Source organism: Telluria sp. RT2P19, from assembly GCF_059685725.1.
This window is the reverse complement of sequence record NZ_JCASIL010000004.1, coordinates 330889-355873: the sequence shown is the minus strand read 5'-3', so window position 1 is coordinate 355873 and position 24985 is coordinate 330889. Positions and strand designations below refer to the sequence as shown.

21 protein-coding genes are annotated in these 24985 nt (G+C 65.4%); 13 read left to right on the top strand and 8 right to left on the bottom strand.

Going from position 1 to position 24985, the window contains the following annotated elements; genetic code table 11:
• Nucleotides 1-16: 16 nt before the first annotated feature.
• Complete coding sequence (gene argS / locus AC56KW_RS07905; RefSeq protein WP_497170178.1) at nt 17-1729, bottom strand: arginine--tRNA ligase; 1713 nt, start codon at nt 1727-1729, stop codon at nt 17-19.
• A 522-nt stretch (nt 1730-2251) separates the two neighbouring features.
• On the opposite strand from argS, the gene rsmB reads away from it, so the two are divergent.
• The 8 genes from rsmB (at nt 2252) to AC56KW_RS07865 (ending at nt 10397) form a co-directional block, all read left to right on the top strand.
• A complete protein-coding gene (gene rsmB / locus AC56KW_RS07900) occupies nt 2252-3601 on the top strand; it encodes a 16S rRNA (cytosine(967)-C(5))-methyltransferase RsmB (protein WP_497170239.1) in 1350 nt (449 codons plus the stop codon).
• A 43-nt stretch (nt 3602-3644) separates the two neighbouring features.
• Nucleotides 3645-4211 (top strand): DUF4390 domain-containing protein, encoded by a 567-nt coding sequence (locus tag AC56KW_RS07895; RefSeq protein WP_497170177.1) that lies wholly within the window; start codon nt 3645-3647, stop codon nt 4209-4211.
• Nucleotides 4201-6522, top strand: a complete 2322-nt coding sequence (locus tag AC56KW_RS07890; protein ID WP_497170176.1) for a sensor histidine kinase — start codon at nt 4201-4203, stop codon at nt 6520-6522. The genes AC56KW_RS07895 and AC56KW_RS07890 overlap by 11 nt, the downstream gene beginning before the upstream one ends.
• A 60-nt stretch (nt 6523-6582) precedes the next feature.
• Nucleotides 6583-7353, top strand: a complete 771-nt coding sequence (locus tag AC56KW_RS07885) for a response regulator (RefSeq protein ID WP_497170175.1) — start codon at nt 6583-6585, stop codon at nt 7351-7353.
• Complete coding sequence (locus tag AC56KW_RS07880; RefSeq protein ID WP_497170174.1) at nt 7350-7778, top strand: GTPase; 429 nt, start codon at nt 7350-7352, stop codon at nt 7776-7778. Before AC56KW_RS07885 ends, AC56KW_RS07880 begins: the two co-directional genes overlap by 4 nt.
• A 116-nt stretch (nt 7779-7894) precedes the next feature.
• On the top strand, nt 7895-8152 hold the full coding sequence (locus AC56KW_RS07875; protein ID WP_005667861.1) for a BTH_I0359 family protein: 258 nt from the start codon (nt 7895-7897) through the stop codon (nt 8150-8152).
• Between the two features lie 71 nt (nt 8153-8223).
• Nucleotides 8224-8988 carry a class II glutamine amidotransferase gene (locus AC56KW_RS07870; RefSeq protein WP_497170173.1) on the top strand — a complete coding sequence of 255 codons (765 nt, stop codon included), beginning with the start codon at nt 8224-8226 and terminating at the stop codon, nt 8986-8988.
• 131 nt (nt 8989-9119) lie between these two features.
• Nucleotides 9120-10397 (top strand): EAL and HDOD domain-containing protein, encoded by a 1278-nt coding sequence (locus AC56KW_RS07865; protein ID WP_497170172.1) that lies wholly within the window; start codon nt 9120-9122, stop codon nt 10395-10397.
• Nucleotides 10398-10455: 58 nt separating this feature from the next.
• On the opposite strand, the gene metH is transcribed toward AC56KW_RS07865, so the two are convergent.
• On the bottom strand, nt 10456-14223 hold the full coding sequence (metH, locus tag AC56KW_RS07860; RefSeq protein WP_497170171.1) for a methionine synthase: 3768 nt from the start codon (nt 14221-14223) through the stop codon (nt 10456-10458).
• 240 nt (nt 14224-14463) lie between these two features.
• Here metH and AC56KW_RS07855 point away from each other — a divergent pair, with 240 nt between their 5' ends.
• Nucleotides 14464-14697: a BrnA antitoxin family protein gene (locus AC56KW_RS07855; protein WP_497170170.1), complete on the top strand. Its 234-nt coding sequence runs from the start codon at nt 14464-14466 to the stop codon at nt 14695-14697.
• A 102-nt stretch (nt 14698-14799) separates the two neighbouring features.
• On the opposite strand, the gene fmt is transcribed toward AC56KW_RS07855, so the two are convergent.
• Nucleotides 14800-15747: a methionyl-tRNA formyltransferase gene (gene fmt / locus AC56KW_RS07850; RefSeq protein ID WP_497170169.1), complete on the bottom strand. Its 948-nt coding sequence runs from the start codon at nt 15745-15747 to the stop codon at nt 14800-14802.
• A gap of 5 nt (nt 15748-15752) precedes the next feature.
• On the bottom strand, nt 15753-16292 hold the full coding sequence (def, locus tag AC56KW_RS07845) for a peptide deformylase (RefSeq protein ID WP_497170168.1): 540 nt from the start codon (nt 16290-16292) through the stop codon (nt 15753-15755).
• 314 nt (nt 16293-16606) lie between these two features.
• On the opposite strand from def, the gene AC56KW_RS07840 reads away from it, so the two are divergent.
• The 3 genes from AC56KW_RS07840 (at nt 16607) to AC56KW_RS07830 (ending at nt 19547) form a co-directional block, all read left to right on the top strand.
• Nucleotides 16607-17731 carry a LysM peptidoglycan-binding domain-containing protein gene (locus AC56KW_RS07840; protein WP_497170167.1) on the top strand — a complete coding sequence of 375 codons (1125 nt, stop codon included), beginning with the start codon at nt 16607-16609 and terminating at the stop codon, nt 17729-17731.
• An 8-nt stretch (nt 17732-17739) separates the two neighbouring features.
• Nucleotides 17740-18876 (top strand): DNA-processing protein DprA, encoded by a 1137-nt coding sequence (dprA, locus tag AC56KW_RS07835; RefSeq protein ID WP_497170166.1) that lies wholly within the window; start codon nt 17740-17742, stop codon nt 18874-18876.
• A 212-nt stretch (nt 18877-19088) separates the two neighbouring features.
• Nucleotides 19089-19547 (top strand): Smg family protein, encoded by a 459-nt coding sequence (locus AC56KW_RS07830; protein WP_137171601.1) that lies wholly within the window; start codon nt 19089-19091, stop codon nt 19545-19547.
• 47 nt (nt 19548-19594) lie between these two features.
• On the opposite strand, the gene leuD is transcribed toward AC56KW_RS07830, so the two are convergent.
• Entirely contained in the window at nt 19595-20245 is a 651-nt protein-coding gene (leuD, locus tag AC56KW_RS07825; protein WP_497170238.1) for a 3-isopropylmalate dehydratase small subunit, read from the bottom strand.
• A gap of 2 nt (nt 20246-20247) precedes the next feature.
• Nucleotides 20248-21684 carry a 3-isopropylmalate dehydratase large subunit gene (gene leuC, locus AC56KW_RS07820; protein WP_497170165.1) on the bottom strand — a complete coding sequence of 479 codons (1437 nt, stop codon included), beginning with the start codon at nt 21682-21684 and terminating at the stop codon, nt 20248-20250.
• 78 nt (nt 21685-21762) lie between these two features.
• Between leuC and AC56KW_RS07815 the strand changes: the two genes are divergently transcribed.
• Entirely contained in the window at nt 21763-22431 is a 669-nt protein-coding gene (locus AC56KW_RS07815) for a TetR/AcrR family transcriptional regulator (RefSeq protein WP_497170164.1), read from the top strand.
• A gap of 25 nt (nt 22432-22456) precedes the next feature.
• Here AC56KW_RS07815 and AC56KW_RS07810 read toward each other — a convergent pair whose 3' ends face one another.
• Nucleotides 22457-23821, bottom strand: coding sequence for an MFS transporter (locus AC56KW_RS07810; protein ID WP_497170163.1), 1365 nt, complete (start codon nt 23819-23821; stop codon nt 22457-22459).
• Between the two features lie 22 nt (nt 23822-23843).
• Nucleotides 23844-24953 carry a porin gene (locus tag AC56KW_RS07805; RefSeq protein WP_497170162.1) on the bottom strand — a complete coding sequence of 370 codons (1110 nt, stop codon included), beginning with the start codon at nt 24951-24953 and terminating at the stop codon, nt 23844-23846.
• Nucleotides 24954-24985 lie beyond the last annotated feature (32 nt).

Genomic DNA, 24985 nt, shown 5'->3' with positions numbered 1-24985 from the left:
GGCTTACATCCGGACGTTACATCTTGTCCGGCGCCGAGACGCCGATCAGTGCCAGGCCGTTGCGCAGTACCTGGCGGGTGGCGGCGGCCAGCGCCAGGCGCGCCAGCTTGAGTGCTTCATTGTCGTCGAGCAGCCACTTGTGCGCGAAGTAGTAGCTGTGCAGCTCCCCGGCCAGCTCGCGCAGGTAGAACGCGACCTGGTGCGGGCCGAGTTCTGCCTGCGCGCGCTGCAGCATCTCGGGGTAGGCCGCCAGCTTGGCCAGCAGGCTCGATTCGTGCGACTCGGTCAGCGGCGACAGATCGACGCCGGACAGGGTGGCGACGTCGCCGCCCCAGTTAGCCAGCGCCGAGCAGATGCGCGCGTGGGCGTACTGCACGTAGTAGACCGGATTCTCGTCGTTGGTCGCAAGAGCGACGTCGACGTCGAACACGAATTCGGTGTCGGCCTTGCGCGAGATCAGGAAGAAACGCACCGCATCGCGGCCGCGCGTCACGTCGCCATTGCCCGACCACTCGATCAGGTCGCGCACGGTGACGTAGGAACCGGCGCGCTTGGAGATCTTGACCTCTTCGCCGTTCTTCATCACGGTGACCATCTTGTGCAGCACGTAGTCGGGATAGCCCTGCGGGATGCCGATGTTCACCGCCTGCAGGCCGGCGCGCACGCGCGCGATGGTGCCATGGTGGTCGCTGCCCTGGATATTGATCGCCTGGTCGAAGCCGCGGCGGAATTTCTGGATATGGTAGGCGACGTCGGGCACGAAATAAGTATAGGTGCCGTCGGACTTGCGCATCACGCGGTCCTTGTCGTCGCCGTAGTCGGTGGTCTTGAGCCACAGGGCGCCGCCGTCTTCATAGGTCTTGCCGGCGTCGACCAGGGCCTGCACCGCCGTCTCGACCTTGCCGTCGGCGTACAGCGACGATTCGAGGTAATAATTGTCGAACTTGACGCCAAACGATTGCAGGTCCATGTCCTGTTCGTTGCGCAGGTAGGTCACGGCAAAGCGGCGGATCGATTCGATATCGTCGACGTCACCGCTGGCGGTGGCCGGGTCGCCATCGCTGGCCGACACGGTTTTCTGCGCCAGGAAGTCGGCCGCGATGTCGGCGATATAGTCGCCGTTATAGGCCGACTCGGGCCACTCGGCGTCGCCCGGCTTGAAGCCGCGCGCACGCGCCTGCACCGAGTTCGCCAGGGTGGCGATCTGGACGCCGGCGTCGTTGTAGTAGAACTCGCGGGTCACCTCGATGCCCTGCGATTCGAACAGCGACGACAGCGCATCGCCCAGCGCGGCCTGGCGGCCGTGGCCGACGTGCAGCGGGCCGGTCGGGTTGGCCGAGACGAATTCGATGATCGCATGGTGGCCGCTGGCGGCATCGGCACGGCCGAAGGCTTCGCCTTGCTCCAGCACGCTGCGCACCACCGACTGCTTGGCACTGGCGGCCACGCGCAGGTTGATGAAGCCGGGACCGGCGATGTCCGCCGATTCGATCAATCCCTGCGCACCCGGTTCGGCCAGCAGCGCGGCGACCAGGCGGGTGGCCAGTTCGCGCGGGTTGGTCTTGAGCGGCTTGGCCAACTGCATGGCGATATTGCAGGCGATATCGCCGTGCGATGGATCGCGCGGACGCTCCAGCACCACGTTCGGGCTGAGGTCGGTGCCGGCGACGATCGGGGCGAGGGCTGCCTGGAACAGGGCAACGATGTGTTGTTTTTGTTGGGCGAGCATGGGAATGGTCGAAAATAATAGGTGCTGCGGGTGGACGGCGCCTGCCTACCAGACGCTTAGCTGGAAGATGAGCAGGCAAACAGTGAGCATTATACTAGTTTGACGCCACGCTTTGGCTGGCCACGGCGTTCGCGCCTGGCGGCCAAGCCGTGTTCATGTCGTCATATTAAGCGTGGCCAAAGGCATAACCGTTACAATGGGAGCCCATTTTCGCAACATTTATTCGCCATGACTGACAAGCGTCCAACGCTCACCCTGAAACCCAAGGCCAGGCCCGCCGCCGACCGCCGCGCCACGGGCACGGCCGGGCGCGCGGTCGGCAAGAATCCGGCCCCGGCCGGCGCCGCGCCGAAGGGCCCGGCGCGGGGGCAGGGCGGTCATGGCAAACCCGCTCCAGGCGTATCCGGCCAGTTCCGTCCAGGTAACCCGGACAGCCGCCCGGTCGGCAAGCCGCCGCGGGTGGAGGGCGGCGACCTGCCCGGCCGCCAGGCGCGGGCGGTGCGCGAAGATGCCGCCCCACGCCTGCGCCAGAGCCATGAAGTAAAGGTCGCTCCACAGCGCGACTACCGTCCCGACCTCAAATCCGACTCGCTGGCCCTGGCGCTGGTGGGCGCGGCCAATGCCGTGGCGCGCGTGCGCGGCGGCAGCGCGCTGCCGCAGGCCCTGGCCACCGTGTTCGCATCCTATGACGCCACGCCCCAGGCGCGCGGCGCGATCCAGGACATCGCCTACCGCACCATGCGCCAGCTGGGCCGCAGCGAGACCCTGCTGGGCCTGATGACGAGTAAGGCGCCCGAACCGCCCATGCTGGGCGGCCTGTTGTGCGCGGCCCTCTCCCTGCTCGATCCGCCCGAAGGCACGGCGCCGCCCTACGAAGCCTTCACGGTCGTCGACCAGGCCGTCAACGCGGCCGCGGCCCACCCTGATTTCGCCCATGCCAAGGCCATGGTCAACGCCGTGCTGCGGCGCTTCCTGCGCGAGCGCGAGGCGCTGGTCGAGCAGGCCCTGCGCGAACCGCTGGCGCGCTTCAATTACCCGCAGTGGTGGATCGACACCATGCGCGCGGCCTATCCGCACGAATGGGAAGCCGTGCTCGCCGCCGGCAACGTCCATCCGCCCCTCACCTTGCGCGTCAACCGCCGCAAGACCGACGTCGCCGCCTATCTGAATACGCTGGCCGATGCCGGCCTGCAGGCCGAGCAGGTGGGCCCGCACGCGGTACGCCTGGCCCAGGCCGTCAACGTGGCCCAGATCCCGGGCTTCAGCGAAGGCGTGGTGTCGGTGCAGGATGCCGGCGCCCAGTTGGCCGCGCCGCTGCTCGACCTGAGGGATGGGATGCGCGTGCTGGACGCCTGCGCCGCCCCCGGCGGCAAGAGTGGCCACATCCTCGAGGCGGCCGATGTGCAGCTGACCTCGGTCGACGCCGATCCGGCGCGCCTGGCGCGCGTGGGCGACAACCTGGGCCGCCTGGGCCTGGCGGCCACATTGTTAAGCGCCGATGCCGGCAGCCCCGACTGGTGGGATGGCCGCCAGTACGACCGCATCCTGGCCGACGTGCCGTGCACCGCTTCCGGCATCGTGCGCCGCCACCCGGATATCCGCTGGTTGCGCCGCAAGTCGGATACATCCCAACTTGCAACACTTTCTTCCAAAATACTCGACAATCTTTGGCAGATGTTGCTGCCCGATGGTAAATTGCTGTTCGTGACATGTTCGCTCTGGCCCCAGGAATCGGAGGCGCAGGCAGCCGCTTTCGCGGCTCGCCATGACGCGGTCCGCCTCGACGCGCCAGGCCAACTCCTGCCGCTTGGCGGCGCCGGACAGGATCATGACGGTTTGTTCTACGCCCTGTTCCAGAAGAAAGCGGCGTAAGTTCTTTGACACTACGCGCATTTTTTAAGGCCCCGGCTCACCCGTGACGTTACGATTTTTACGCCTCCTCGCCTGTCAGCTGTTGCTGGCGATTGCGTGCGTTGCTCAGGCGCAGGCGGCCGACGGGATCGAGATCAGCCGGGCCGCCATCGAAGCGAGCGACGATGGCTATCGCCTCAACACGGTCTACGATTTTGAACTGAACAGCGGCCTGAGGGACGCGCTCCAGCACGGCGTGCAACTGCATTTCACCACCGAGATCGAACTGGTGCGGCCACGCTGGTATTGGCGCGACGAACGGGCGGTGTCCGCCAAGCGCACCATCCGCATTTCCTACGACGTGCTGACGCGCCAGTATTACGTGACGGTGGTCGGTTCCTTCCAGGAGCGCTTCCAGACCTTCGAGGACGCCATGTTCATGGTACGCCGGCCGACGCGCTGGCTGATCGCGCCCAAGGGCAAGCTCAAGCCGGGCGAGGAATATGAAGTCTCGCTGCGCATGTACATGGACCGCGAGTACCTGCAGAAGCCGCTGCAGGTCAACGCCTTCAACGATTCCGACTGGCGCCTGACCTCCAGCCGGAAGACCTTCACCTATCGTGCAGAGTAAGCCGGCCAACCAGGTCTTGCGCTTCGCGCTGGTCACGGGCGGCGCGGTGGTGTGCATCCTGCTGTTCCTGCTGGCCTCGGCGTCGGCCAATTCCGAATTCCTCGGCCGCTACTACGGCTGGCTGATCGGCCTGATCGGCACGGTGGCCTTCGTGCTGCTGGCCTTCGTCTCGGTCGCCCTCGGCCGGCTGTACGCGCGGCGCAAGGCCGGCAAGTTCGGCTCGCGCCTGATGGCGCGGCTGGTGCTGCTGTTCGCCGGCATCGGCATCCTGCCCGGGCTGGTCATCTTCATGGTCTCGGTGAACTTCGTCTCGCATTCGATCGATTCCTGGTTCGACGTCAAGATCGAGTCGGCCATCGAGTCGGGCCTGAACCTGGGCCGCGCGGCGCTCGACGAGTCGCTGGCCGAACTGGGCGCCACCGCGCAGACCGCCGCCGCGACCCTGGCCGGCCAGGGCGACATGAGCGCGCAGCCGGTGCTGGCGCGCCTCCTGGCCGACACCAGCGGCCTGCAAAGCGCGATGCTGGTCGACGAGAAGGGCGCCGTGCTGGCCGCGGCCCTCGAAGACCGCGGCGCCAACCTCGCGACCGACGCCCCCAACGAACGCATGCTGCGCAGCGCCGCCATGCCAGGCGGATATGCGCTGGCCGAAGGCGGCGTCGATCGCGACCTGAATGAAGAATCCGCGGACGGCGTCTCGAGCGCGCTGGATGCCGTCACGGGCCTGCGCCTGCGCGTGGTGCTGGCCGTGCCCGAGCCGCCCGGCGCGCCGCAGCGCTACCTGCAACTGCTGCAGTCGGTGCCGGTCAACCTGGCCTCGAACGCCGAGGTGCTGCGCTCGGCCTACAGCGAATACCGCCTGCGCCTGGAAGCGCGCACCGGCCTGCGCAAGATGTATATCGGGATGCTGACGCTGACGCTGCTGCTGGCGATCTTCGGCGCCGTCGGCAGCGCCTTCCTCATCGCCGGCAACCTGGCGCAGCCGCTGCTGGTGCTGGCCGAGGGCACGCAGGCGGTGGCCGAGGGCGACCTGTCACCCAGGCCGATCGTCGAGACCCGCGACGAACTGGGGACGCTGACGCAGTCGTTCAACGCGATGACCGGCCAGCTGTTCGAGGCGAGAAGCGCGGTCGAGCGCAACCGCGCCGCGCTGCAAAGCGCCAAGGCCCACCTGGAGTCGGTGCTGGCGAATATGTCGGCCGGCGTGATCGTGCTCGATGCCGAAGGCCTGGTGGTGAATTCGAACGACGCGGCCTATCGCATCCTGCAGGTCGAGCCGGGCGCGATGGCCGGGCCGCTGACGAAGATCCCGGGCCTCGAACACTTTTCGAACTGCATCACGCGCGCCTTCTCGGCCCAGAGCGCGCACTCGGCCGCCGAGCGGCGCAAGCGCGCGCACTGGCAGCAGCAGATCGAGATCCCGCGCGACGTGCACCGCAAATCGGGCGCCGACGAGCATGAGCACGACCTGGTCCTGCTGGCGCGCGGCTCGCGCCTGCCGGTGGGCGCCGACAGCGGCTTCATCGTCGTGTTCGACGATATCTCGGACGTGATCACGGCCCAGCGTTCTGTGGCCTGGGGTGAAGTTGCGCGGCGCCTCGCGCACGAGATCAAGAACCCGCTCACGCCGATCCAGCTGGCGGCCGAGCGCATGCAGATGAAGCTCGAGGACAGCCTGCCGCCGAAAGAGGCCGAGCTGCTCAAGCGCGGCACGACCACCATCGTCAACCAGGTCGACGCCATGAAGCGCATGGTCGACGACTTCCGCGACTACGCGCGCACCCCGCCGGCCACGCTCGACCAGCTCGACCTGAACGCCCTGATCGGCGAAATCCTGAACCTGTACCTGGCCGAGGACGGCCACGACATCATCCACGCCAGCCTGGCGCCGAACCTGCCGCGCGTGATGGGCGACGCCACCCAGCTGCGCCAGGTGATCCACAACCTGGTGCAAAATGCCCAGGACGCGCTGGTCGACCGCGGCCCGGACGCACCGCCGCCGCGCGTCGACGTCAGCACCGAGGCGATCCATTACACCGGCGCCGACGGCTTGCAGGGTGTGGCGGTACGCCTGGCGATCGTCGACAACGGTCCGGGCTTCGCCCCGCGCATCCTGGCGCGCGCCTTCGAGCCGTACATCACCACCAAGGCCCGCGGCACCGGACTCGGCCTGCCCATGGTCAAGAAAATAGTGGACGAGCACGGTGGCCGGATCGATGTCGGCAACCGCACTGATGGAACTGGCGCAGCGGTGGCGATTTTGCTGTTAAAGTTGGCCCCAGACTCGGCCCCATCAGCAAAGTTGGCTTAAGTGCAAAAAAACTTATAAAATTGCACACGTGACGGGTAGAAGATCAGGAAGGTAGAAACGATGGCGAACATACTCGTAGTTGACGATGAAATGGGGATCCGGGAACTCCTGTCGGAGATCCTCGGCGACGAAGGCCATGCCATCACGCTGGCGGAGAACGCGCAGCAGGCGCGCGAGGCGCGCGCGGCCGCGACGCCCGACCTGGTGCTGCTCGATATCTGGATGCCGGACACCGATGGCGTGACCCTGCTCAAGGAGTGGCAGCGCGACGGTCTGTTGAGCATGCCGGTCATCATGATGTCGGGTCATGCGACCATCGACACCGCGGTCGAGGCCACCCGCATCGGCGCACTTAATTTCCTTGAAAAACCCATTGCCCTGCAAAAGCTGCTCAAGGCGGTACAGCAGGGCCTGACCCGCGCGCAAGAAGTGGCGCGCGCGCCGATGGCGCCGCCGCGGCCGATCGCGCCGAGCGCGCCGCCGGTCATGGCCGACGCCGGCATCGTCCCCATCGCCCAGGCTGGCGCGCCGATGTTCGCGGCGCCGGGCGTGCAGCCCGGCATCGGCGCCGGCGTGGGCCTCAACAATGGTTCACGCATGGTGCATGCGGTGTCGCAGGGCGAGGGCACCGGCTACACGCTGTCCTTCGACCTGCCGCTGCGCGAAGCGCGCGACGCCTTCGAGCGCATGTACTTCGAGCACCACCTGGGCCGCGAAGGCGGCAGCATGACGCGCGTGGCCGAAAAAACCGGCCTTGAACGCACCCACCTGTACCGCAAGCTCAAGCAGCTGGGCGTCGAACCGGGCAAGCTCTCCAAGAAAGGAGGATGATGGCCCGCGCGGCCACCGTCCTCGTCCTAGGCGCCAGCGCGGCCGCACGCGAACAGGCGATCGCGAAGCTGCTGGGTGCAGCTGGTACCACCCCTCCCACCAACGTCCGCGCCGCACCTGTCCCTGCAGGTGTGGCGCGCGCTCCCGCACAAGCATTCGACGCCGTCATCCTGGAAGGCCTGGGCGTGGCCGCCACGCCCCTGGAGACCGGGCCTGGCCTGCAGGTAGTGCGCATCGCGGCCGGGTGCCTGTGCTGCGACGGCAATCTCGTTTTGCGTGTAACATTGAATCGACTGCTAAGACAGCGCCCGGAACGTCTGTTCATCGGCCTGGCGAGCAGCGAACACCTTGATCAGTTGCGATCGTGGCTTGCAGCGCCGCCATACGATCAGCTGTTGGCATTGGACCCGACCGTGCGTGCTTAACATGGCAGCCGGTCTTGAAATCGGTTCGGACAGCCCCACCTCTGAAGCGAAGTGAACAGCCTGCCGTACGCCGCCAAGCGGCAGGGTTGCACTAATTTCTGATCGAAGGAGTCATCATGAACATGATCTATAACAGCGAACAGTACAGCGTCGTCGAGTTCGGTGTCGACCGTGAACTCGAAGCGCTGCGATTCGGCGGCTTCGAGATCGTCGACAAGGCCGGCCGGCGCGAGGCCTTCATCGGCGGCCGCCTCGCGCAATCGTTCCGGCGCGACGTCAACAACCTGATTGCCAGCGAACCGACCATGGAAGAAATCGACGACTTCCTGGGTTCGTATGACACCCTCATGAGCCAGCCTGTCGTTCTGCACTAAGGTTCTGCAGCGCCATCGCCTTCAAGGCGGAGGCGCTGTCTTCCCCGCTACGGCATGGTAAGCTGCGCACCATGTGCCAGCTACTCGGAATGAACTGCAATGTCCCCACCGACATTGTCTTCTCTTTTACCGGCTTCGCCCACCGCGGCGGCCGCACCGACACCCACCACGACGGCTGGGGAATCGCTTTCTTCGAAGGCAGCGGCGTACGCCACTTCGTCGACCACCAGGCCGCCATCGCCTCGCCGATCGCCGAACTGATCAAGCGTTATCCGATCAAGTCCACCAACGTCATTGCCCATATCCGCAAGGCCACCGTCGGCCATGTGGCGCTGGAAAACTGCCATCCCTTCGTGCGCGAACTGTGGGGCCGCTACTGGGTGTTCGCCCATAACGGCGACCTCAAGGACTTCGCGCCGGCGCTGGACGGCGCCTTCCGTCCGGTCGGCACCACCGACAGCGAGCTGGCCTTTTGCTACCTGCTGCAAAGCATGCGCCGCGAGTTCGGCGACACGGCGCCGAGCCGCGAGGCCTTGCGCGCACTGCTTGAACGCATCATTCCCGGCATCGCCGCCCACGGCACCTTCAATATGATGCTGTCGGACGGCACTGCGCTGTTTACCCACTGCTCGACCAAGCTGTGCTACGTGGTGCGCAAGTATCCGTTCGTGACGGCCTGCCTGTCGGACGAAGACCTGTCGGTCGATTTCTCGCAGGTGACCACGCCCGACGACCGGGTCGCGATCATCGTCACCGAGCCGTTGACGACGAACGAAGCATGGACGCATTTCACACCGGGTGAGCTCAAGGTGTTCGTGGACGGTCTTCCTCAGTAAATGTTTTTGTATGTTATTGGTGACAGCTTCAATGCATCGACAATAACGATTCTCCAATAAATTAGTGCCCAGAAGACACACGCCGGATTGGATGCGGTACAGTAAGCTCTTGACGCGAGAGTGAGAACGAGATGACCGATACCGCCAGCCTCGACGAGGCTTCCCAGCCGCTACGCATGCGTAACTTCTACCTCGCGCGCCAGCCCGTGCTGGACCGCAATCAGGCCCTGTTCGGCTACGAACTGCTGTTCCGCGGCAGCGCCCAGGGCCCGGCCCATTTCGATTCCGGCCTGTCGGCCAGCGCCAGTGTCATCCACCACGCTTCCCAGCTCGGCCTGCCGCGCGCGATCGGTGACGCCAACGTTTTCATCAACGTCGACAAGGACGTCTTGATGAGCGATATGTTCGCCTTCCTGCCGCGCGAGCGCACGGTGCTCGAGATCGTCAGCTCGGTGGCGCCGGACGACGCCGTCATCGAGCGCATGCGCGTCCTGGGCGCCCACGGCTTCCGTTTCGCGGCCGAGGCCTCGGCGCACGGGCCTTCACTGGCGCGCCTGCTGCCGGTGATCGAGTTCGTCAAGATGGACTTGCGTGCGCTGCCGGCCGTCACCATGCTGTCGCTGGTGCCGCGCCTGCGCACCACCGGCAAGCGGCTGGTGGCCGAAAAGGTCGAGACCCATACCGAATACCGCACCTGCCTGGACGTCGGCTTCGACTACTTCCAGGGCTATTATTTCGCCAAGCCGTCGGTGATTGCCAGCCGCAAGCTGTCGCCATCGCAGCTCACGGTGCTCGACCTGATGACGCTGGTGACGTCGGACGCCGACAACGCCGAGATCGAGCGCGTGGTCAAGCGCGAGGTGACGATCGGCCTGAACCTGCTGCGCCTGGTGAATACGCCGGCGGTGGGGGCGGGACGGCGCATCGAATCGATCAGCCAGGCCTTGAGCCTGCTGGGACGACGCCAGCTGCAGCGCTGGCTGCAAATCCTGCTGTATGCCGAGCCGGACGTGCGCGGCCACAGCCAGAGCCCGCTCCTGCAACTGGCCACCACGCGCGCGCGCCTGATGGAACTGCTGGCCCAGCGCCTGCGTCCCGGCCAGAAGAATGTCGCCGACGTCGCCTTCACGGTCGGCATGATGTCGCTGATGGACACGCTGTTCTGCATGCCGATGATGGACATCGTGGAGCAGGTACCCGTGATCGACGAAGTGCGCGCCGCCCTGCTCAAGCGCACCGGCTTCTTCGGTGAGCTGCTCAAGCTGGCCGAATCGATCGAACGCATGGACGAGGAGGGCGACGAGCTGCTGGCGGGCCTGAAGACCCTGTCGATGGATGGCGACGACCTGGCCGAGCTCGAGGTGTCGGCGTTCGAGTGGAGCGACAAGGTGGTGCGGTACGCGATTTGATCGCCGCTCTGCATGCGAATAAAAAAACGCCGCGATATTCGCGGCGTTTTTTATCGGGTCACAGGTTCGGCGCCAGGTGGCGCTCGACTTCCGCCTTGTCCATCCCGCGCCGCTGCGCCATGTCCTCGACCTGGTCGTTGCCGATCTTCCCGACCACGAAATACTTCGATTCCGGGTGCGCGAAGTAGAAGCCCGAGACCGCGGCGCCCGGATACATGGCATACGATTCGGTCAGCTCCATGCCGATCTCCTCGGCCTGCAGGGTCGCGAACACGTCGGCCTTGACCGTGTGCTCGGGGCAGGCGGGATAGCCCGGCGCCGGGCGGATGCCCTGGTATTGCTCGGCGATCATCGCCTCGTTCGACAGGTTTTCGTTCGCCGCATAGCCCCACAGGTCGGTGCGCACGCGTTCGTGCATGTATTCGGCGAAGGCTTCGGCCAGGCGGTCGGCCAGCGATTTGAGCATGATCGACGAGTAGTCGTCGTGGGCCGCCTCGAAGCGCTGCTCGTGCTTCTCGATGCCGAGGCCCGCCGTTACGGCGAACATGCCGATATAGTCGGGAATGCCGCTGTCCTTCGGTGCGATGAAGTCGGCCAGGCACTGGTTGGGACGCTGCACGCCATCCACCACCGGCTTGACGCCCTGCTGGCGCAGGCCGTAATAGGTGAAGGCGACCTGCGCGCGCGATTCGTCGGTGTACACCTCGATATCGTCGTCGTTCACCGAATTGGCCGGCAGCAGGGCAATCGCGCCGTTGGCCGACAGCCAGCGGCCGTCGATGATCTTCTTGAGCATGGCCTGGCCTTCCGCATACACGCGGCTCGCGGCTTCGCCCACCACCTCATCGGTGAGGATGGCGGGGAAGGGGCCTGCCAGGTCCCAGGTCTGGAAGAACGGGCCCCAGTCGATGTAGCGCGCGATCAGGCCCAGGTCGACGTTCTTGAACACGCGGCGCCCGATGAACTTCGGCTTGACCGGCGCGTACGCGAGCTTCGCCTTGTTCGCCCGCGCCTGCTCGAGCGTGAGCATCGGCAGCGCCTTCTTGCCGGCGTGCTGGATGCGGATGCGTTCGTAGTCCTGGGCCAGCTCGATGATGTAGGCATCGCGCGTGTCGTCGGTGACCAGCGCCTGGCCGACCGAGACCGAGCGCGACGCGTCCGGCACATACACCACCGGGCCGTCGTAGTACGGTGCGATCTTGACCGCGGTGTGGGCGCGGCTGGTGGTGGCGCCGCCGATCAGCAGCGGCACCTGGCGCTCGCGGAACCACGGGTCGCGCTGCATCTCGCGCGCGACGTGGGCCATCTCCTCGAGTGACGGCGTGATCAGGCCCGACAGGCCGACCATGTCGGCGTTTTCTTCCTTGGCTTTCGCCAGGATGTCGGCGCAAGGCACCATCACGCCCATGTTCACGATCTCGAAGTTATTACACTGCAGGACCACCGAGACGATGTTCTTGCCGATGTCGTGCACGTCGCCCTTGACGGTGGCGATCACCATCTTGCCCTTCGGCTTGGCGACGATGCCGGTGCGCGCTTCTTCAAGCGCCTTTTCTTCTTCGATGAATGGCACCAGGTGCGCCACGGCCTGCTTCATCACGCGCGCCGATTTCACGACCTGCGGCAGGAACATCTTGCCCTGGCCGAACAGGTCGCCGACGATGTTCATGCCGTCCATCAGCGGGCCTTCGATCACGTGGATCGGGCGGCCGTTGGCCGCCAGCACCTGCTGGCGCATCTCTTCGGTGTCTTCGACGATCCACTGCGTGATGCCGTGCACCAGCGCGTGCGCCAGGCGCTTCTCGACCGGGCTGTTCCTCCACTCGAGGTTCTGTTCCTGCTTGTTGCCGCCGGCTTTCAGGGTGCCGGCGAACTCGATCATGCGCTCGGTGGCGTCCTTGCGGCGGTTCAGCACCACGTCCTCGACCCGCTCGCGCAATTCGGGATCGAGGTCGTCGTAGACGCCGACCATGCCGGCGTTGACGATGCCCATCGTGAGGCCGGCCTTGATCGCGTGGTACAGGAACACGGTGTGGATCGCCTCGCGCGCCGGGTCGTTGCCGCGGAAGCTGAACGAGACGTTCGACACGCCGCCCGAGATCTTCGCGTAGGGAAGATTGTCACGAATCCACGCGCACGCTTCGATGAAGTCGTTGGCGTAGTTGTCGTGCTCCTCGATGCCGGTGGCGATGGCGAAGATGTTCGGGTCGAAGATGATGTCTTCGGGCGGGAAGCCCACGCGTTCGGTCAGCACCTTGTAGGCGCGTTCGCAGATCTCGATCTTGCGCGCGAAGGTATCGGCCTGGCCCCGCTCGTCGAAGGCCATCACGATCACGGCGGCGCCGTAGCGGCGGCACAAAACAGCCTGGCGGATGAATTCATCGATGCCTTCCTTCATCGAGATCGAGTTGACGATGGCCTTGCCCTGCACGCACTTGAGGCCCGCCTCGATCACCGACCATTTCGACGAGTCGATCATCACCGGCACGCGCGAGATGTCGGGCTCGGAGGCGATCAGGTTCAAAAAGCGCGTCATGGCCGCCTGCGAATCGAGCATCGCCTCGTCCATATTGATGTCGATGACCTGGGCGCCGTTCTCGACCTGCTGGCGCGCCACCGACAGGGCCTCGTCGAACTGCTCGTTCAGGATCATGCGCGCGAACGCCTTCGAGCCGGTAACGTTGGTGCGTTCACCGACGTTGACGAACAGCGAAGACTCGTCGATGGTGAAAGGCTCGAGGCCCGACAGCCGCATCGCGACCGGCACTTCGGGCACCTGGCGCGGGGTTTGCGTCTCGAGGATCCTGGCGATCGCCGCGATATGCTCGGGCGTGGTGCCGCAGCAGCCGCCGGCGATGTTCACGAAACCGGCTTCGGCGAATTCGCGCAGCAGTGCGGACGTATCGGCCGGCAGCTCGTCGAAGCCGGTATCGCTCATCGGGTTGGGCAGGCCGGCGTTCGGGTAGATGCACACGAAGGTATCGGCGATTCTGGACAGCTCTTGCGCGTAGGGGCGCATCAACGCCGCGCCCAGCGCGCAATTGAGGCCGATCGTCAGCGGCTTGGCGTGGCGCACCGAGTTCCAGAAGGCCGGCACGGTCTGGCCCGACAGGATGCGGCCGGAGGCGTCGGTGACGGTGCCCGAGATCATCAGCGGCAGGCGCGGGGTCTCCGGGTGCTCGTCGAAATACTGGTCGATCGCGAACAGCGCCGCCTTGCAGTTCAGGGTATCGAAGATGGTCTCGACCAGCAGCAGGTCGGCGCCACCATCGACCAGGCCGCGCACCTGCTCGTGGTAGGAGGCGACCAGCTGGTCGAAAGTGATGTTGCGCGCCGCCGGGTCGTTGACGTCGGGCGAGATCGAGGCGGTCTTCGGGGTCGGCCCAAGGGCGCCGGCGACGAAGCGCGGCTTGTCCGGCGTGGAGTATTTGTCGCACGCCGCGCGCGCGAGCTTCGCCGCTTCGACGTTCATCTCGTAGGCCAGGTGGGCCATGTGGTAATCGTCCTGCGCCACGCCGGTGGCGCCGAAGGTGTTCGTCTCGAGCAGGTCGGCGCCGGCGGCGAGATAGCGTTCGTGGATTTCCTGGATGATCTGCGGCTGGGTGAGCGTCAGCAGCTCGTTATTCCCTTTCACGAACAGCTCGCGTGCGCCGCTGCCCTCGGGCGGGGTGAAATCGGCGAAACGCTCGCCGCGATACGCCGCTTCATCGAGCTTGTACTGCTGGATGATGGTGCCCATCGCGCCGTCCAGGATCATGATACGGCGCGCGAGGATGGCGCGCAGCTGGGTTTCGATCGGGGAGATGGCGGAGGTAACGGCGTTCATGGTGATGGATTTTCCAGGATGCGGCTTGACAGGCCGATTGACATTGGGCGGTCTACGATTATACGTCATGCCGCGTGATCGGCCCGACGGCGGGACTGTGTATGTATCCTTATGTATTCAAGTACGCATGCGTTACATAGCGTTACATTTGGTGGGGTGACTGCAATCTTTACGATACATGGCCAGACGACAATCAAGGTCCGCCTCCACGAGTGGCGAACGTAAAGATGGGATAACCGCATGAACAAAGAATACCAACCGGATTGGGATCAGAACATGGACCGCAACCCGGAGCCAGCAATGGCATCGAAGCCACAAGTCGCCAGCAGCAGTGGGGTGAAACAAATCGTCACGATCCGCCTGGATGTGGACATGCTTGAATGGTTCAAGGGCGCAGGTCCTGGTTACCAGACGCGCATCAACCAGGTGCTGCGTGAACACATGGACGCCCAGCGTACGGCGCAGGCGGAGTAAGCCCGATCGACTGGCGTCCTTGCGACGCCATTTTTCCTGCGCATGAACGCCGTCCCGCCGGGACTGCGTTCATGAAATCGACTTCAGAAGCGCCACGGGGCTTCAGGTGAATGTCGATCCCGCCAGCGGAAATCCTTTCAGGAATTCGACCGCTTTCAGGCGTTTGCCGCCCGGTTTCTGCAACTCGGTCACACGCAAGGCACCCTGGCCGCAAGCAACCACGATCCCATCCGCATCGGCCTGCAGCACCTGTCCCGGCGCGCCGCGGCCATCGACCGGCTCTGCGAACCAGAACTTTACCGCGACGTTCTCCACCAGCCCGTTCGCGCCAGGGAAGGGATTGAAGGCCCGCACCTTGCGCGCCAGGACCTCGGCCGGCAAGTTGAAATCGAGCTTCGCTTCTTCTTTTCCGATCTTGGCGGCATAGGTCACGCCTTCGTCGGGCTGCGGCACGGCCGTCAGTGCGCCGGCCTCCATCTTGCGCAGCGCCTCGACGATCATGCGACCGCCCAGCGCCGCCAGCTTGTCGTGCAGGCTGCCCGTGGTGTCGCTGGCATCGATCGGCAACTGTTCCATGGTCAGCATCGGCCCCGTATCGAGACCTTCTTCCATCTCCATGATGGTCACGCCGGTTTCCGGGTCGCCCGACTCGATCGCGCGGTGGATCGGCGCCGCGCCGCGCCAGCGTGGCAAAAGCGAACCGTGGATATTGATGCAGGGGCGGATGTCGAGGGTGCTGCGCGGCAGGATCAGGCCATAGGCCGCGACCACCATCACGTCGTAGTCGATCGACTGCAGCTGTTCGTGCGCGGCGACCGCCTGCGCAGCGCGCGCGGGATCCCGGGCATCCATGCGCAGCGACAGCGGCTGCGCCACCGCCATGCCGTGGGCCAGCGCGTACTGCTTGACGCTCGACGCCTGCAACTGCATGCCGCGCCCGGCGGGGCGGTCGGGCTGGGTCAGGACCAGGGGGATCTCGAAGCCGGCCTCGTGCAGGGCACGCAGGGCGATGGCGGCAAACTCGGGCGTACCGGCAAAGACGACTTTCATCGCGCTCAACGACGACCGGCGCGCTGGGCGGACTCACGCGCCATGCCGCGTTCTTCCTTCTGCAGCTTGGCCTTGATGCGGTTGCGCTTGAGCGGCGACAGGTATTCGACGAACACCTTGCCCATCAAATGGTCCATCTCATGCTGGATGCACACGGCCAGCAGGCCGTCGGCCTCGACGTCGAACGGCTTGCCGTCGACATCGAAGGCGCGCACCTTGACCTTGGCCGGGCGCTCGACGCCGTCATAGATGCCGGGCACCGACAGGCAGCCTTCGTCGTAGACCTGTTTTTCGTCGCTGGCCCAGGTGATCTCGGGGTTGATGAAGACCATCAGCTTCTCTTGGGCTTCGGTCACGTCGATGGTGACCACGCGCTCATGCACGTCCACCTGGGTGGCGGCCAGGCCGACGCCGGGGGCGTCATACATGGTTTCCGCCATGTCGGCCACCAGCTTGCGCAGGCGATCGGTACCGAATTCGGTGACCGGCTTGGCAATCTTGTGCAGGCGCGGGTCGGGGTAGCGGAGGATGTCGAGAAGGGCCATATCGGATCGGATGTCGGTGGAGTTGTCTAGGTTGAACGGGGTTTTATCTGGCAGACAAGACAGGACGCAATCCCGCCACACGCCCTGGCGCGCAGACCTCGGTTTGCTTGCTAGTTCAGGGATTTGTGTGCAGAATTTGATTCTATACAGCAACCCTTCCGTGAGCGGGGAGCGGTACGTCGTGCTATCTCTGGCTGCGGCCGGGCCGGATGACGGAGCGGTCTCTGATGCTCGGCTTCATGATCAGCATGGGATGCAGCTGCAATCTGGCGGCATCAAGTTCATATTCACGCCGCAATAAACGGACGTCTTCAATGAAAAATTTTAGCACAGTCGTGGCCCATGCTGCTGCGGCGACGTTGCTCGCATGCGCTGCCGGCGCCTCGGCCCAGCTCGCAAACTCCGCCGTGACAGGTAGTTGCAGCTTCCGCCAGGATGCGCCCGACAAGCATGTCGTGGTCAAGGGCGATACCCTTTGGGATATTTCCGGCACCTTCTTGCGCAACCCCTGGTGCTGGCCCCAGGTCTGGGGCATGAACCGCGACGAAATCCGCAACCCGCACTGGATCTATCCGGGCCAGACCATCTGGTTCGACCGCGAGCGCGGCCGCCTCAGCCTGTCGCGTCCCGGCAGCGGCCTGGGCGCGGACGACGGCCGTGGCGCGCCGCCACTGACCCGCCTGTCGCCGCAGGTGCGCAGCGAAGGCCTGGGGCGCGACGCCGTGCCGGCGATTCCGGCCGGCGCCATCGAGCCTTACCTGACCCAGCCGCTGGTGGTCGAGGCCGACGAGCTGGCCGGCGCACCGCGCATCGCCGCCTCGCAGGAAGGCCGCGTGTACCTGGGCGAGGGCGACCGCGTCTATGTCCACGGCGATATCCAGGACGGCAGCGTGTTCCAGGTCTTTCGTCCCGGCACCCCGCTGCGCGATCCGCAGACCGGCAAGCTGTTGGCGCATGAAGCCGCCTACCTGGGCACCGTCAAGCTGGTGAAGCCTGCGGTCCCCGGCGTCGACGTGCACACGTTCCAGGTCACCCATACGCTGCAAGAAATGGGCGTCGGCGACCTGCTGGTGCCGCAGCCGCCGACGCCGGTGCGCAACTACGTGCCGCATGCGCCGTCCCAAGCCATCGACAGCCGCATCATGTCGATCTATTCCGGCGTGACTTATGCAGGACAAAGCCAGGTCGTCACTGTCAACCGTGGTTCAGTTGACGGACTCGATGTCGGCGCCGTGCTGCAGCTCTATCATCTCGGGAAGACTGTGGCCGATCCACAAAGCCGGGGCTTCCTGGGCCTGGGCCGGCAGCAATTGAAACTGCCCGACGAGCAATACGGCAGCCTGTTCATCTTCCGCGTGTTCAAGAACGTCTCGTACGGCTTGGTCATGCAGGTGACGGCGCCAGTGCAAGTCGGCGACGTGGCCAAATCACCGGAGTAAATATCGCCGTGCAAGACACGGATTCCCATCTGAATGCCGCCGGGCGCGCCACCCTGATCGCCGACTGGCTGCGCCTGGGGCAGGCCGATGGCGTGGGGTGCCGCAGCGCGCACGCGTTATTGTCGGCCTTCGGCTCGCCCGGCGCCATCTTCAGGGCCGGGCCGGCGGCCCTGTCTTCCCATGTCTCATCGAGCCAGGCGCGGGCCTTGTGCGCGCCGGTCATGCCCGCGCTGACGGCCCAGGTCGAGGCGACCCTGGCCTGGCTGGCCCAGCCTGGCCACCACCTGATTACTTTCCACGACTCCTTTTACCCGGCTTCATTGGCCGAGATCCCCGACCCGCCGCTCTTGCTGTACGTGGCCGGCCGCATCGAGATGCTGGCGCGGCCGCTGGTGGCGGTGGTCGGCAGTCGCAATGCCAGCGCGCAGGGCAAGCTCGACGCCGCATCGTTTGCCGCGGCCCTGTCCGGCGCCGGTTTGTGCGTGGTCTCGGGGCTGGCGCTGGGCATCGATACCGCCGCCCACGAAGGCGCGCTGCGCGGGCCTGGCGCCACCATCGCCGTCGTGGGCACCGGCCTCGACCGGGTCTACCCGGCGCGCAACCGCGCGCTGGCCCACCGCATCGTCGAACACGGCTGCATCGTCAGCGAATACGCATTGGGCACGCCGCCGCTGGCCGCCAACTTCCCGCGCCGCAACCGCGTGATCAGCGGCCTGGCGGCCGGGGTGCTGGTGATCGAGGCGGCGGCCCAGTCCGGCTCATTGATCACGGCCCAGATGGCGGCGGAGCAGGGACGTGAGGTATTCGCCTTGCCCGGCTCGATCCATTCCGCGCTGGCGAAGGGGTGCCATCGTCTGATCCGCGATGGCGCGCAACTGGTCGAGACGGTGGACGAGGTGTTGCTGGCGATGAGCGTGTCGCCACTCACAACCTTGACGCAAATCAAAGAAAACGCATCCGAGACGGCGCCCGAGGCCGATGCCGGATTGCTCGATGCGCTGGGCCATGAACCGGTGGCGCTCGACGAGTTATTGAACCGCGTCGGTGGCGATGCAAGCGAGCTTGGCAGTCGCTTGCTGGACCTCGAGCTGGCGGGGGTGATCGCCCAATTGCCGGGAGGCAGAGTACAACGCATATGGCATTAACGTCTCTTGCCAATGGGCGAATCGGATGCGCGTTTGGTAGATTGCCTGTGCTTCGATAAAAGAATTTACGAATTGTATGTTCTTGTTTTTAATCGTTTTAAGTAAGCTGGTCGATCGAATAAGGCTTGGATACAACGTTTTTTCCACGAGGCGGCGCGCCAGGCGCGCTCTACTTGTGCCCGACAAAGTTTAGCTGCTACAGTAGCGTCACTATGTTCGACATCCTGGTCTATCTCTACGAGACGTACTACCGTCCCGACGCCTGCCCCGAGCCGGCAGCCCTGGCTCGCAAGCTGTCCGCCGTCGGCTTCGACGACATCGAAATCTCGGAAGCGCTGGACTGGCTGACGGGGTTGACCGATGCGCCGTTGCCCGAAACGATCGACGCTTCCACCGGTACCCGCTACTACGTGGACGAAGAATATATCGAACTCGGCAGCGCAGCGATCGGCTTCATCGCCTTCCTCGAAAGCGCCAAGGTGCTCGGCCCGATCCAGCGCGAAATCGTCATCGAGCGTGCGCTGGCCTGCGACGAGTCGCCGATCGCCTTGAGCAAGCTCAAGATCATCGTCCTCATGGTGCTCTGGAGCCAGGGCAAGGAACCGGATGCGTTGATGTTCGACGACCTGTTCAGCGACGATGACGAGCAGGAGCCGCGCCTCCTGCACTGACAGCACATCAACGGGGCACTGCCCCGTTGCTTGTTTTGGGACGGGCACTACAGCCGCAGCGGGTCCTTGAGCCAGGGATGCCGCGCATGGTGCCGGGCTTCGAATTGCCGCACTTCCCCCGCATGCCCGAGGCTCAGCCCGATGTCGTCGTTGCCTGCCAGTAGATTCGCCTTGATGAAAGGGGCGATATCGAAAGCGTAGGCGATTCCGCCATCGGTTCGCACCTGTTGACCGGCGAGGTCGATCGTCAGCTGCAGCGGCTCGGCTCGGTCCGCGATCCGGAACAGCGCTGCGATGGTCTCGTCGGGCAGGGTCAGGGCGAGGATGCCATTCTTGTAGCAGTTCCCCATAAAAATATCGGCAAAACTGGCGGCGATGATGACCCGGAACCCGGCCTGCAGCAGGGCCCAGGGCGCATGCTCGCGCGAGCTGCCGCAGCCGAAATTGCGGCGTGTCAGCAGGATCGCGGCGTCGCGGTAGCGCGGATCGTTGAGCACGAAATCCGGATCGAGCGGCCGTTTCGCATTGTCCATTCCCGGTTCCCCGACATCCAGGTAGCGCCAGGCGTCGAACAGGTTCGGTCCGAAACCGGTGCGCGCCACCGATTTCATGAACTGCTTGGGAATGATCGCATCCGTATCGACGTCGTCACGATCGAGCGGCGCCACGACGCCGCGCAGGGTCTTGAAGGGTTCCATGGTCATGCTCTTTCGCTATGGTATTCGATTGACGCGATATCAACGCAGTGTCCGGCCAGCGCCGCCGCCGCGGCCATGGCCGGGCTCATCAGGTGAGTGCGGCCGCCGGCGCCCTGGCGACCTTCGAAATTGCGGTTGGAGGTCGAGGCGCAGCGCTCGCCCGGCGCCAGTCGGTCCTCGTTCATTGCCAGGCACATCGAACAGCCGGGTTCGCGCCAGTCGAAGCCGGCATTGCGAAACACCTGGTCCAGTCCCTCCTGTTCGGCCTGGGCCTTGACCAGTCCCGAGCCCGGCACGACCAGCGCCAGCTTCACGCCCGGCGCCACCCGACCACCGAGTCGGCGCACGACGTCCGCAGCCTCGCGCAAGTCCTCGATCCGGCTATTGGTACACGAACCGATGAACACCTTGTCGAAGCCGAGCGCCGCCAGCGGCTGGCCAGGCTCGAGGCCCATGTAGTCGAGCGCACGCTGGAGGCTGGCGCGCTTGCCCGGATCGGCCTGCGCCGCGGGGTCGGGCACGTGCGTATCGATGTCGCCGCCCATGGCCGGCGTCGTGCCCCAGGTGATCTGCGGCCGCAGCGTCGTGCAGTCGATCGTGACGATCCGGTCGAATCGTGCGTCCGGGTCCGAACGCAAGGCGCGCCAGCACGCCAGCGCGGCGTCCCAGTCGGCGCCGACGGGAACGCAGGGCCGTCCGCGCAGGTAGGCGATGGTGCGCTCGTCCACCCCCACCAGGCCGGCGCGCGCGCCCATTTCGATCGCCATATTGCAGATCGTCATTCTTCCCTCCATCGACATCGCCTCGACCACCGGTCCCGCGAACTCGACCGTCATGCCGGTTCCGCCGTCCACGCCCAGGCAATGGATTGCATGCAAGATGACGTCCTTCGGTCCGCAGCCCGCGGGCAGGCTGCCTTCCAGGCGCAGCAGCAGGTTGCCGGACTTCTTGATCAACAGCGTCTGGGTGGCCAGTACGTGCTCGACTTCCGAGGTGCCGATGCCGAAGGCCAGGGCGCCGAAGGCGCCGTGGGTGCTGGTGTGCGAGTCGCCGCAGACGACGGTCATGCCTGGCAGGGTCGCTCCCTGTTCGGGGCCGATCACGTGGACGATGCCCTGGCGCTGGTCGTGCAGGGTGAATTGCGCGATGCCGTGGTGCGTGCAGTTGGCGGCCAGGGTATCGACCTGTAGACGCGACAGGGGATCGGCGATGCCCTGGGCGCGCCCGGAGGTCGGCACATTGTGGTCGCACACACCGAGGCTCGCTTGCGGACGCCAGACCGGCCGGCCGGCGATGTCCAGGCCGACGAACGCCTGCGGACTGGTGACCTCGTACAAGAGGTGACGGTCGATGTAGAGCTGGGCCGTGCCGTCCGGCTCGGTACGGACGACGTGGTCGTCCCACAATTTGTCGTACAAGGTGCGTGGCGCGTGAGTCATGTCGTGATTCTCCTGAAAAACCTGATCAAAATTGAGCGCACTCTATTTTTGGATGCTGACTGCCGTTATAATTTGTGCATGTCCGAAATTCTTCCCGATTCCCTACCCAAGCTGGGCCTGCGCGAGCGCGGCAAGCTCGAGAAGCGCCGTCGCATCAAGGGCGCGGCGCGCGCCGTGTTCCTCGAAAAAGGCTATGACGACGCCACCACGCGCGAGATCGCGCAGCGGGCCGATGTCGCCATCGGCACCTTGTTCGTGTATGCGAAGGACAAGCGTGACCTCCTGATGATGATCGTCAATGACGACCTGGACGCCGTAAACGCCGAGCTGGCGCGGACCGAGTGGCGCGGCCCGCTGATCGACCAGCTGGGCACCTTTTTCCGCCGCCGCTACGAATACTGGGCAAGCGAGCCGCGCATCGCGCGTCCGGCGGTGCAGGAGACCTTCGATTTCCTGTCGCGCAGCACCGGGCAGGGACCGGAGACCGCACGCTTCTACGCCCGCCGCAGCGCCATCAATGAACTGCTGACCAGCCTGATCGCCGCCAAGCAGGCACAGGGGGCGATCGCCTCGCGCCACGCGGCCGAGGACATCGCTTCGCTGTTCATGACCATCTACCTGACCGAAGTACGGCGCTGGCTGAGCCAGGACCAGCCCGAGGTCGCGCAAGGCATGGCACGGCTGCGCACGCTGATGGCGCTGGCGCTGCAGGGTGTCGATCCGGCCGACGGCGAGGCCGGCGCCTGAGGCCCGGCGGCGCCGGGCCAGGCTTTCAGTGCGAGCCGGCGACCACCGACAGGTCCTGGCCGCGGCGAATGGCTTCCTTGCGCAGGCGCAGCAGCATGAACGAGGAAATACAGCCCACCAGCATCGGCGTCGCGCCCCACAGGAAGATCTGGTGCAGGGGCAGGTTCATCGCGATCAGTACGCCACCCACGGCCGGACCCATGATCGATCCGATGCGGCCGACGCCCAGCGCCCAGCCGACGCCGGTCGAGCGGATGAAGGTCGGGTAGGAGCTGCCGGCCAGCGCATTCAGGCCGAACTGGGTGCCCACCACGAACAGCCCGGCGCCGAACACGATCACCTCGAGCATCGTCTCGCTATTGCTGAACATGCCGATCGCGGCGATCATCAGGGCCGCCATCGCGAAGAAGCCGACCAGTGGCACCAGGCTGCCCCGGTCGAGCAGGCGGCTGATGATGATGCCCCCGAGGGTGCCGCCCACCTGGAACAGCGAGGTCACGATCACGGCGCGCTGCAGCGGCACGCCGGTGCTCTCGATCACGGTCGGCAGCCAGTTCGCGATGAAGTGGAGCGTGACCAGGTTGGCGATGAAGCAAATCCACAGCAGCACCGTGAAGGGCGCGCGGCCTTCCTTGAACAGGTGGCCCAGCGAATAGCCGGGACGCACTTCCTCGTGCATGACGAGCTGGGTATCGGCCCCGATGCCGGCCTGCGGGAAGGCGGCCTGCAACTGGCGCCGCGCGGCGTCGGTCCTGCCGCCGCGCAGGAGCTGGAAGCGCACCGATTCGGGCAGGTATTTCGCGCACAGCAGCGCCACCACGAGCGGTGCGACACCGCCGGCGACGAACACCGATGGCCAGCCGAAGCGCGGGATCAGGATCGCGGCGGCCGCACCGCCAAGCGCGGCGCCGATCGTGTAGCCCAGGAACATTACCGTCACCATCGTCGCACGCAGGCGCTTCGGTGCGTATTCGGTGTTGAGCGCGATGGCGTTCGGCACGGCGCAGCCCAGGCCGATGCCGGCCAGGAAGCGCAGCGCCACCAGGGCGTTCAATCCGTTCGCCCACGCCATGAGCAGGGTGAACAGGCCAAACCAGACGACGCCGGCCAGTACGGTACGCTTGCGGCCGAGGCGGTCGCCCAGGGTGCCGCCCTGGGTGGCGCCGATCATCATGCCGACCAGGCCGGCCGAGAACGCGGTGCCGAAGGTTGCGCGGCTCAGGCCCCATTCCTTGATCAGGGAAGGGGCCACATAGCCGATCGCCTGCAGGTCGAAGCCGTCGACCACCATGATCAGGAACGACCAGACGATCAGGTTGATGTGGAATTTTTTGATATTGGCATTGTCGAGGAGTTCGACGACATCCAGTTTCTTGCGCATCGTATTCATTGTAGATTCCTGCCAGGTACTTTTAGAAGAGATGGTGGATGCCGATCCGGCTCACCATCTGCTTGTTCGTGCTCGACGGTGCCAGGCTGCTGATCACCGCCACCCCGTTGCGTGCGCGCTGATAGGCGAAGGCCGCGTACAGCGTGGTGCGTTTCGAGAACCGGTACATATTGATCACGTTGAACTGGTCCCAGCGCACATCGGCGAACTTCGACGTCGCCACCGACACGCCGAGCGTATCGTTGGGCGCGAGTGCGTAATCACTGCCGAGCTCGAAGTTTTGCTGGACTTCGGCGCCCACCCGGTTTTCCAGCTTAACCCGCGACACCATGGCATGCGGGGTGAAGCGTCCAATCGTGTAGCTGCCCGTGGCGCCGAAGCTGGCGACGCGGTCGGCGTTGAAGTTGGTGTAGGTGGCGTCGATGGCCGACGGGTCGGCCGACAGGGTCTGGCCCAGCACGCTGCCAAGGCCCAGGGTCGCACCGAGGTTGAGTGCGCGGTCGCGTGACACCGTGTAGGCGAGGTTCGCCTTCAGCGGCCCCCCGGCATACTGCGCGCCCAGGCTGTAGCTGCGGCTCCTGGCCGAAGACTCCGGCCGTTCCCCGGCGCCGTACATGGCGCCGGCCTTGAAACCGCGATAGGTGGGCGTCTCGTAGCGGATCGCATTATCGATCTGGAACTGGTTGGCCTGGTTGTCCAGGTTGCCCGGATGGAAAAAATAGGCCGAACCCATGATGCCGTTGCTCTGGAAGCGCAGGTAGTCATACATGAAGTCGGGCATGTGCCCAAGGCTGAAGGTGCCGATCGGGCCGCTCACGCCGACGAAGGCGCGGCGCTGGAACAGCTTGCTGGGGTTCTTCTGGGTGCCGGTATCGAGATTGAAACCGCTCTCGATGCCGAACAGCGCCTTGTAGCCGCCCCCCAGGTCTTCGCTGCCGCGCAGGCCGAAGCGGTCGGGCGAGCGGTTGCCGCTGTCCACCATCGTCATGCCTTCGCCGCGGGCGTTGTTCACGTAGCTCACGCCGGCGTCGACGCTGCCGTACAGTTCGACGCGCGTCTGCGCGGCGGCGGCGCCAGCCGCGACGGCGCAGGCAGCGCCGACGGCAAGCACCAGGATGCTCTTGCATTGCATTTGCGGATCTCCTCCAAGTTGTGCATCTTGCC